The 7,982-nt window shown below is 68.3% G+C and carries 10 protein-coding genes; 7 read left to right on the top strand and 3 right to left on the bottom strand.

Translation table 11 applies throughout. The features are described 5' to 3' along the window. The 3 genes from VFL64_RS18310 to VFL64_RS18300 all read right to left on the bottom strand — a co-directional run. Window positions 1-434: pyridoxal-phosphate dependent enzyme (locus VFL64_RS18310; RefSeq protein WP_489541815.1), on the bottom strand; the 434-nt coding region annotated here is incomplete at its 3' end. 91 nt (window positions 435-525) lie between these two features. Then, on the bottom strand, window positions 526-660 hold the full coding sequence (locus VFL64_RS18305) for a hypothetical protein (RefSeq protein ID WP_489541814.1): 135 nt from the start codon (window positions 658-660) through the stop codon (window positions 526-528). 55 nt (window positions 661-715) lie between these two features. Beyond that, window positions 716-1,648: a LysR substrate-binding domain-containing protein gene (locus VFL64_RS18300; protein ID WP_489541813.1), complete on the bottom strand. Its 933-nt coding sequence runs from the start codon at window positions 1,646-1,648 to the stop codon at window positions 716-718. Between the two features lie 92 nt (window positions 1,649-1,740). On the opposite strand from VFL64_RS18300, the gene VFL64_RS18295 reads away from it, so the two are divergent. From VFL64_RS18295 to VFL64_RS18265, 7 genes are all read left to right on the top strand, one after another. Further along, on the top strand, window positions 1,741-2,775 hold the full coding sequence (locus tag VFL64_RS18295) for an amidohydrolase family protein (protein WP_489541812.1): 1,035 nt from the start codon (window positions 1,741-1,743) through the stop codon (window positions 2,773-2,775). Between the two features lie 85 nt (window positions 2,776-2,860). Further along, entirely contained in the window at window positions 2,861-3,544 is a 684-nt protein-coding gene (ligK, locus tag VFL64_RS18290) for a 4-carboxy-4-hydroxy-2-oxoadipate aldolase/oxaloacetate decarboxylase (RefSeq protein WP_489541811.1), read from the top strand. 119 nt (window positions 3,545-3,663) lie between these two features. After that, window positions 3,664-4,587 (top strand): DUF1932 domain-containing protein, encoded by a 924-nt coding sequence (locus tag VFL64_RS18285; RefSeq protein WP_489541810.1) that lies wholly within the window; start codon window positions 3,664-3,666, stop codon window positions 4,585-4,587. A gap of 89 nt (window positions 4,588-4,676) precedes the next feature. Beyond that, a complete protein-coding gene (locus tag VFL64_RS18280) occupies window positions 4,677-5,591 on the top strand; it encodes an amidohydrolase family protein (protein WP_489541809.1) in 915 nt (304 codons plus the stop codon). 33 nt (window positions 5,592-5,624) lie between these two features. Then, window positions 5,625-7,301: a tannase/feruloyl esterase family alpha/beta hydrolase gene (locus tag VFL64_RS18275; RefSeq protein ID WP_489541808.1), complete on the top strand. Its 1,677-nt coding sequence runs from the start codon at window positions 5,625-5,627 to the stop codon at window positions 7,299-7,301. 13 nt (window positions 7,302-7,314) lie between these two features. Then, complete coding sequence (gene ligA, locus VFL64_RS18270) at window positions 7,315-7,755, top strand: protocatechuate 4,5-dioxygenase subunit alpha (RefSeq protein WP_489541807.1); 441 nt, start codon at window positions 7,315-7,317, stop codon at window positions 7,753-7,755. Window positions 7,756-7,761: 6 nt separating this feature from the next. After that, window positions 7,762-7,982: DODA-type extradiol aromatic ring-opening family dioxygenase (locus VFL64_RS18265; protein WP_489541806.1), on the top strand; the 221-nt coding region annotated here is incomplete at its 3' end.

Below are 7,982 nucleotides of genomic sequence, written 5' to 3'. Positions count from 1 at the left end.
AGCAGCAACTCGGCGCCTTGCTCGCGGCAGGCCTCCAGCCGCGTCGGGCTGGCGTGGCGCGGCATGGCCAGCTTGGCGTGCGTGCCGGCGGCGCGCGCCGCATAGGCCACCGCCACGGCGTGGTTGCCGGCGCTGGCCGCGACCACGCCGCGCTGTCGCGCGGCCTCGTCGAGCGACTGGATGCAGTTGAGCGCACCGCGCAGCTTGAAGCTCCCGGTGCGCTGAAACAGCTCGAGCTTGAGCCAGACCTCGGTCTGCGGGTTCAGCTCGCGCGTGACCACACCGGTCTGCCAGCGCCACACCGGCGTTTGCAGGATGCGCCCGGCCAGGCGCGCGGCGGTGCGCTCGATCTCGAACAGGCGGGGGAAGGGGAGCAGCGAAGGCGCGGACACAGCGGCCGACGCCGGCGCGTCAGCGAGGAGCAGGGATGACATGGAACTCTCCGTTCAGACCTTGGGAGCAGCTGCACAGGGCAGCGCGACGAGACACAAGGACGGACCGCTGAGCACCGGCGAAGGCCGCAGCTCAACGATCCCGGCGAATTCGAATGCGGATGGGGCGCAGTGCCGGCTTGGGGGCCGGGAAGAAGGAGGACGCGAAGCGCAACACCCAGGCGCGCAGGGCTTGCGCGACGGTGTGGGTGAAGGCGTTGCGGTGCATCACGCGGCCATGATGGCACAGGCCGCATTGACCACGCAAGCGCTCGGGGCAGCGCTCAGGCCCAGAGTTTGAGCAGGAGTTCGCGCACCAGTTCGGTCGACTGGTCGATCAGCGGACCGCGGTGGCGCTGCGACGAGGTGGCGATCCACAGCGTGGTCACCATCTTGGGCTTGCGGATGGGGCGCACGAAGAAGGCATCGGCATTGCCGCTCGCCTGGATGGCGTTGAGCGCGAGCACCGCATGCGCCACGCCCTGCTGCACCAGGTCGAGGATGGCGGGCACGCTTTCCACTTCGAGCGCCACGCGCGCCTTGCGGCCTTCGTTGGCCAGCGCCGTCTCCAGCAGCATGCGGATCGAGTGCGGCAGGCTGGGGATCACGAGTTCGTGCTCGGCCACCTCGGCCAGCGTGACGGCCGGGCCGATCAGCTTGCGTTCCTTGTTGCGGGCAGAGACGAGGTACAGCTGCTCGTCGAGCACCGGCACCAGGTCGATGGCCGCCGAAGGGGCGACGTTGTAGACCACCGCACAGTCCACGCGCCCGATGGCCAGCCACTCCAGCACGTAGGTCGACAAGCCCTCCACCACGCTCAGCGTGGCCTTGGGGAAGCGCGCGCGAAAGGCCGCCACCAGCGGGCCGGTGAGCGTGCGGCTCACGCTCGGCGGCAGGGCGATCATCAGGCGGCCGGTGGCGGCGCCGCGGTGGTCTTCCATGTCGAGCCGGGCGCGCTCCACCTGCTGCAGGATGCCGCGGCCGTGCGCCAGCAGGCGCGTACCGGCCTCGGTGAGCGTGACACCGCGGCCGTTGCGCTCGAAGAGCGACTGGCGCAGCTCCACCTCCAGCGAGCGCACCTGCCGGCTCAATGCTGGTTGCGCGATCGACAGGAAGGTGGCCGCGCGGGTGAAGCTGCCCAGCTCGGCCACGTGCACGAAGTATTCGAGTTGCTTGAGGTCCATGGCGGTGCGGCCGATCTTATGCCATGCAGGCATAGCTGCTATGTGGGCTATCTCGTTGCTGCATGAGAAGTGCTGCGCAAGAATCGTTCGCAGATCGCCCTCGCCGCCTCAGAAAGCCCCAGCGCATGAGCCTCATCATCGACATCCACGGCCACTACACCACCGCGCCCAAGGCGCTGGAAGAGTGGCGCAACCGGCAGATCGCCAACCTCCACGACAAGGCCAACCTGCCGAAGGCGAGCGAGCTCAAGATCAGCGACGACGAGTTGCGCGAGACCATCGTCAGCAACCAGCTCAAGAAGATGCAGGAGCGCGGCAGCGACCTCACCATCTTCTCGCCGCGCGCGAGCTTCATGGCGCACCACATCGGCGACTTCGAGATCTCCTCCACCTGGGCCGCCATCTGCAACGAACTCTGCTTCCGCGTGGGCCGGCTCTTCCCCGACAACTTCATCCCCGCGGCCATGCTGCCGCAGTCGCCGGGCGTGGACCCGGCCACCTGCATCCCGGAGCTGGAGAAGTGCGTCACCCAGTACGGCAAAGTGGCGATCAACCTCAACCCCGATCCCTCGGGCGGGCACTGGACCTCGCCGCCGCTCACCGACAAGAGCTGGTACCCCATCTACGAGAAGATGGTCGAGCACAAGATCCCCGCGATGGTCCACGTGAGCACGAGCTGCAACGCCTGCTTCCACACCACCGGCGCGCACTACATCAACGCCGACACCACGGCCGTGATGCAGCTGATCCAGGGTGACCTGTTCAAGGACTTCCCCGAGCTCAAGTTCGTCGTGCCGCACGGCGGCGGCGCCGCGCCCTACCACTGGGGCCGCTACCGCGGCCTGGCGCAGGAGCTGAAGAAGCCGCTCTTGAAGGATCACCTGCTCAACAACCTGTTCTTCGACACCTGCGTGTACCACCAGCCGGGCATCGACCTGCTGACGACCGTGATCCCGGTCGACAACATCCTCTTCGCCAGCGAAATGATCGGCGCCGTGCGCGGCATCGACCCCGAGACGGGCCACTACTACGACGACACCAAGCGCTACATCGAGGCGTCGAAGATCCTCTCGGCCGAAGACAAGCACAAGGTTTACGAAGCGAATGCACGGCGCGTGTACCCGCGCCTCGACGCGGCTCTCAAGAAGAAAGGGAAGTAAGACATGAGCCCCCACGTTCCCATTCGTTCACTGCCCCCCACGGGGGCGCAGGCCTCCTTTGGGGCGGCCCGGCAGGAGTCCTGACATGTACGAACTAGGCGTCGTCTACCGCAACATCCAGCGCGCCGACTCGGCCGTGGCCGACAAGCTCGCGACGCTGGGCAGCGCCACCGTGCACGAGGCCATGGGCCGCGTCGGCTTGCTCAAGCCCTACATGCGCCCCATCTACGCCGGCGCGCAGGTGAGCGGCACGGCCGTCACCGTGCTGCTGCACCCGGGCGACAACTGGATGATGCATGTGGTCGCCGAGCAGATCAAACCGGGCGACATCGTCGTCGCGGCCATCACCGCCGAGTGCACCGACGGCTACTTCGGCGACCTGCTGGCGACCAGCTTCCAGGCCCGCGGTGCGCGTGCGCTGGTGATCGACGCCGGCGTGCGCGACGTGAAGACACTCACCGAGATGAAGTTCCCGGTGTGGAGCAAGGCCATCAGCAGCAAGGGCACGATCAAGGCGACGCTGGGCTCGGTGAACATCCCCGTGGTCTGCGCCGGCATGCTCGTGACGCCCGGCGACGTGATCGTGGCCGACGACGACGGCGTGGTGTGCGTGCCGCGCGGCATTGCGGCCAGGACGCTGGAGGCTGCGACTGCGCGCGAATCGTTCGAAGGCGAGAAGCGCGCCAAGCTCGCCTCGGGCGTGCTGGGGCTCGACATGTACAAGATGCGCGAGCCGCTCGAAAAGGCAGGGCTCAAGTACATCGACTGACGCAGGGAAGAGAAGGCTCGCACACCACCACCCGCTCAGGCTGAGGTATCGAAGCCCGGCACGGCCTGAGCGGGCCTTCGATACCTCAGGCTGAGCGGATTGAGCACGGAGGACATTCCATGAACACCAACCCCAAGCTCTGGCACATCGGCCTCGTCGGCTACGGCGAAGTGGGCCGCACCCTGGCCGAGGACCTGCGAGCGCAGAAGGTCCGCGTCAGCGCCCATGACATCAAGCTGCACACCGAAGCCGGCTCGGCGCTGCGCCAGCACACCGCCGAGCATGGGGTGACGCTGTTCGAATCGCACGCCGAACTCGCGGAAGAGGTCGACTTCATCATCAGCGCCGTCACCGCCAGCCAGGCCGTGCCGGTGGCCGAGGCCTGCGCGCCGGCCATCCGCCCGAGCGCCTTCTTCCTCGACTTCAACTCCGCCTCGCCGGGCGCCAAGATCCGCGCGGCCGACATCATCAACCGCAACGGCGGGCGCTACGTCGAAGGCGCGGTGATGACCTCCATCCCGCCCTACCGCATCAAGGTGCCGCTGCTGCTCGGTGGGCCCGAGGCCAAGGCGCTGATGCCGCTCATCAACCTGCTCGGTTTCGACAGCAAGGTCACGAGCGAGAAGCTGGGCGTGGCCTCGGCCACCAAGATGTGCCGCAGCGTGATGATCAAGGGCCTGGAGGCCATGGTCATCGAGAGCTACACCACCGCGCGCGCCTATGGCGTGGAAGACGCGGTGCTCGCCTCGCTCAAGGAGACCTTCCCCGGCGTCGACTGGGAGAAGCAAGGCGCCTACTTCTTCCAGCGCGTGATCGAGCACGGCCGCCGCCGCAGCGAAGAGCTGCGCGAGGTCGCGCAGACGGTGCGCGAAGCGGGCCTCGAGCCGTGGTCGGCAAGCGGCACCGCCGAGCGTCAGGCCTGGGTGGCCGACCTCGCCGACGCCGGGCTCTTCGGCCCTCGGGCTACGCCGGAGTTCGCGCGCAGCGCCGACTGGCGCACCGAGGCCGACCGCATCCTGGCCCAGTTCAAACCCATCGACTGATGAAACGACAACCCCCACGCTCACTTTGTTCGCTGCCCCCCGAGGGGGCGCAGGCCTCCCTTGGGGCGGCCCGGCGGGAGGCCTGACCCATGCAATTCGAGAAGACCCCCGGCTGGCTCGACTGGTACGCCGGCCCGTCCACGCCCCGGTTCAAGCTCCCCGCCGGCAGCGTCGACGCGCACTGCCACGTGTTCGGCCCGGGCGCCGAGTTCCCCTACGCGCCTGAGCGCAAGTACACCCCTTGCGATGCGTCAAAGCACCAGCTCTACGCCCTGCGCGACCATCTCGGCTTTGCGCGCAACGTGGTGGTGCAGGCCACCTGCCACGGTGCCGACAACCGAGCGATGGTCGATGCACTGATCCACTCGAACGGCAAGGCGCGCGGCGTGGCCACGGTGAAGCGCAGCGTCACCGACAAGGAACTGCAGGACATGCACGAAGCCGGTGTGCGCGGCGTGCGCTTCAACTTCGTCAAGCGCCTGGTCGACTTCACGCCGAAAGACGAGCTGATGGAGATCGCCGCCCGCATCGCCCCGCTGGGCTGGCACGTGGTCATCTACTTCGAGGCGGTCGACCTGCCCGAGCTGTGGGACTTCTTCACCGCCCTGCCCACCACGGTGGTGGTCGACCACATGGGCCGGCCCGACGTCACCAAGCCGGTCGACGGCCCGGAGTTCGAGCTGTTCGTGAAGTTCATGCGCGAGTACCCCAACGTGTGGAGCAAGGTCAGCTGCCCCGAGCGCCTGAGCGTGAGTGGCCCACCCGCGTTGAACGGAGAACAGAACGCCTACCGTGACGTGATCCCCTTCGCGCGCCGCATCGTGGAGACCTTCCCCGACCGCGTGCTGTGGGGCACCGACTGGCCGCACCCCAACCTCAAGAACCACATGCCCGACGACGGCCTGCTGGTCGATTTCATCCCGCACATCGCCACGACGCCGGAACTTCAGCGCAAACTCCTGGTGGACAACCCCATGCGGCTGTACTGGCCTGACGAGGCCTAAGAACCCGGCCGCTCCACCACCAGGAGGCCCCCGTTGATCCGACTCGCGCTCACCACGTTGACCCTGCTCGCACTGGCCGGCTGCTCGGGCAAAGGCCCGCTGCAGCGGGGCGACGACCTGGCCGCCTCGTGCGCCAAGCTGGCCCAGCCCGTCGAGGCCAAGTACATCAAGCTGCCCACAACGGGCGCGAGCATCGACTCGGCCACGCTGGTGGCGCCAAGCGAACTGCAGGTGGCCGAACAAGCGCCCTCGCCCGGCGCGCGCATCACGCCCGCATTGCCGCAGCACTGCCGGGTGCTGGGCCGCATCGCGCCCTTCGAGCCGAGTGCGCCGCCCATCCTGTTCCAGCTGAACCTGCCAATCGAATGGAACGGCCGCGCCGTGCAGTTCGGCGGCGCTGGATTCAACGGCCGGCTGGTCACGGGCACGGGCCTGCAGCCCAGCGGCCTGTACGGTGCACCCGCGCCGCTGGCGCTGGGCTACGCCACCTACGGCACCGACTCGGGCCACCCGCACACGGCCGACGTGGCGCCCCAGGCCTTCGCCGCCAACGACGAAGCGTTGGAGAACTTCGGCCACGCCGCCTACAAGAAGGTGCGTGACGTGGCGGTGCAGATCATGATCCGCGCCTACGGCCGCGCGCCGCAGAAGCTGTACTACATCGGCAGCTCCGAAGGCGGGCGCGAGGGCCTGGCCATGGCGCAGCGCTACCCGAACGACTTCGACGGCGTCGTCGCCCGCGTGCCGGTGATCAACTGGACCGGCCTGCAGCTCGCAGGCGTGCGCAACGGCCTGGCCACGCGGGGCGACGCCTGGCTGCGCCCGGCGCAGGTGAAGCTGGTACACGACGCGGTGCTGGCCAGCTGCGACGCGCTCGACGGCCTGGCCGACGGCATCGTCTCCGACCCGGTGGCGTGCAAGCAGCGCTTCGACGTGACGCGCCTGCGCTGCGCTGCCGGGGCCAGCGGCGATGGCTGCCTGAGCGACGCGCAGGTGGCCGCCGTGCAGCAACTGCATGCGCCGTACAAGCTGCCTTTCACCGTGGCCAGCGGCAGCACCGAATACCCCGGCTGGGGCGTCTCGGGCGAGGCCACCCCGGCCCACGCCTCCACCGGCGGCTGGAGCGCCTGGTGGCTGGGCAGCAGCCCGCCCACCCTGCCGCCGCAGCCGGGCAACGGCATCGCGTGGGCCTTCGGTGCCGGCACGGTGCAGCACTTCTTCACACGCGACCCGGGCGTGGACGTGGCCACCTTCAAGCCCGAGCACTACACCGAGCGCATCCGCGACGTGTCGGCCGTGATGGACGCGACCTACCCCTACCTCGCGCCCTTCCAGCGCCACGGCGGCAAGCTCATCATCCTGGAGAACATGGCCGACTACGCGCAGAGCCCGTACGCCGGCATCCGCTACCACGAGAGCGTGGTCGCTGCCCTCGGGCAGGCGCAGGTCGACCAGTTCGTGCGCCTGTACACCGCCCCCGGCGTCGACCACGTGGGCAGCGGCGCACCGGCCAACGTCGACCTGCTGGCCGCGCTGGCCGACTGGGTCGAGCGCGACAAGGCACCCGCCGGCCTGGAGCTGGTGCAGCAGGACCTGAAGCCCCCTTTCCAGATCACCAACACCCGCCCGCTGTGCGCCTGGCCGCTGCACACGCACTACAAGAGCAACGGGCCCACGACCCAGGCCGCCAGCTTCGAATGCCGTCCTTGAGAGGACTCCCTCCATGCCACTTGAAAAACCCTACCTCGACATCCCCGGCACGACCATCTTCGATGCCGAACAGTCCCGCAAGGGCTACCACCTCAACCAGTTCTGCATGTCGCTGATGAAGGCTGAGAACCGCGCACGCTTCAAGGCGAACGAGCGCGCCTACCTCGACGAATGGCCGATGAGCGAAGCCCAGAAAGAGGCGGTGCTCGCACGCGACCTCAACCGCTGCATCGCCCTCGGCGGCAACATCTACTTCCTGGCCAAGATCGGCGCGACCGACGGCAAGAGCTTCCAGCAGATGGCCGGCTCCATGACCGGCATGACGGAGGAGGAGTACCGCAACATGATGATCGCCGGCGGCCGCTCGGCCGAGGGCAACCGCCGCCTCGGCGAGGACGGCGACGCGCAACCCCACCGGCAGCCGCAAGGCGCCGCCGGCCAGAAGAACAAGTGAACTGACATGGCCACCATCACCGCATCCGTCTACACCTCGCACGTGCCCGCCGTCGGCGCGGCCATCGACCATGGCAAGACCGCCGAGCCCTACTGGCAGCCGGTCTTCAAGGGCTACGACTTCTCCAAGCAATGGATGAAGGACAACACGCCCGACGTGATCTTCCTCGTCTACAACGACCACGCCACGGCCTTCAGCCTGGAGATGATCCCCACCTTCGCGATCGG

Source organism: Rhizobacter sp. (genome assembly GCF_035702065.1).
Taxonomy (GTDB): domain Bacteria; phylum Pseudomonadota; class Gammaproteobacteria; order Burkholderiales; family Burkholderiaceae_C; genus Rhizobacter.
This window is presented reverse-complemented; position numbering and strand designations above follow the sequence as displayed.

What these genes read in the sequence shown, in the direction of transcription:
- VFL64_RS18295 (WP_489541812.1), top strand. Translation starts at nt 1,741, where the DNA reads ATGAGCCTCATCATCGACATCCACGGCCACTACACCACCGCGCCCAAG.
- ligA (WP_489541807.1), top strand. Translation starts at nt 7,315, where the DNA reads ATGCCACTTGAAAAACCCTACCTCGACATCCCCGGCACGACCATCTTC.
- VFL64_RS18305 (WP_489541814.1), bottom strand. Translation starts at nt 660, where the DNA reads ATGCACCGCAACGCCTTCACCCACACCGTCGCGCAAGCCCTGCGCGCC.
- VFL64_RS18300 (WP_489541813.1), bottom strand. Translation starts at nt 1,648, where the DNA reads ATGCCTGCATGGCATAAGATCGGCCGCACCGCCATGGACCTCAAGCAA.
- ligK (WP_489541811.1), top strand. Translation starts at nt 2,861, where the DNA reads ATGTACGAACTAGGCGTCGTCTACCGCAACATCCAGCGCGCCGACTCG.
- VFL64_RS18285 (WP_489541810.1), top strand. Translation starts at nt 3,664, where the DNA reads ATGAACACCAACCCCAAGCTCTGGCACATCGGCCTCGTCGGCTACGGC.
- VFL64_RS18280 (WP_489541809.1), top strand. Translation starts at nt 4,677, where the DNA reads ATGCAATTCGAGAAGACCCCCGGCTGGCTCGACTGGTACGCCGGCCCG.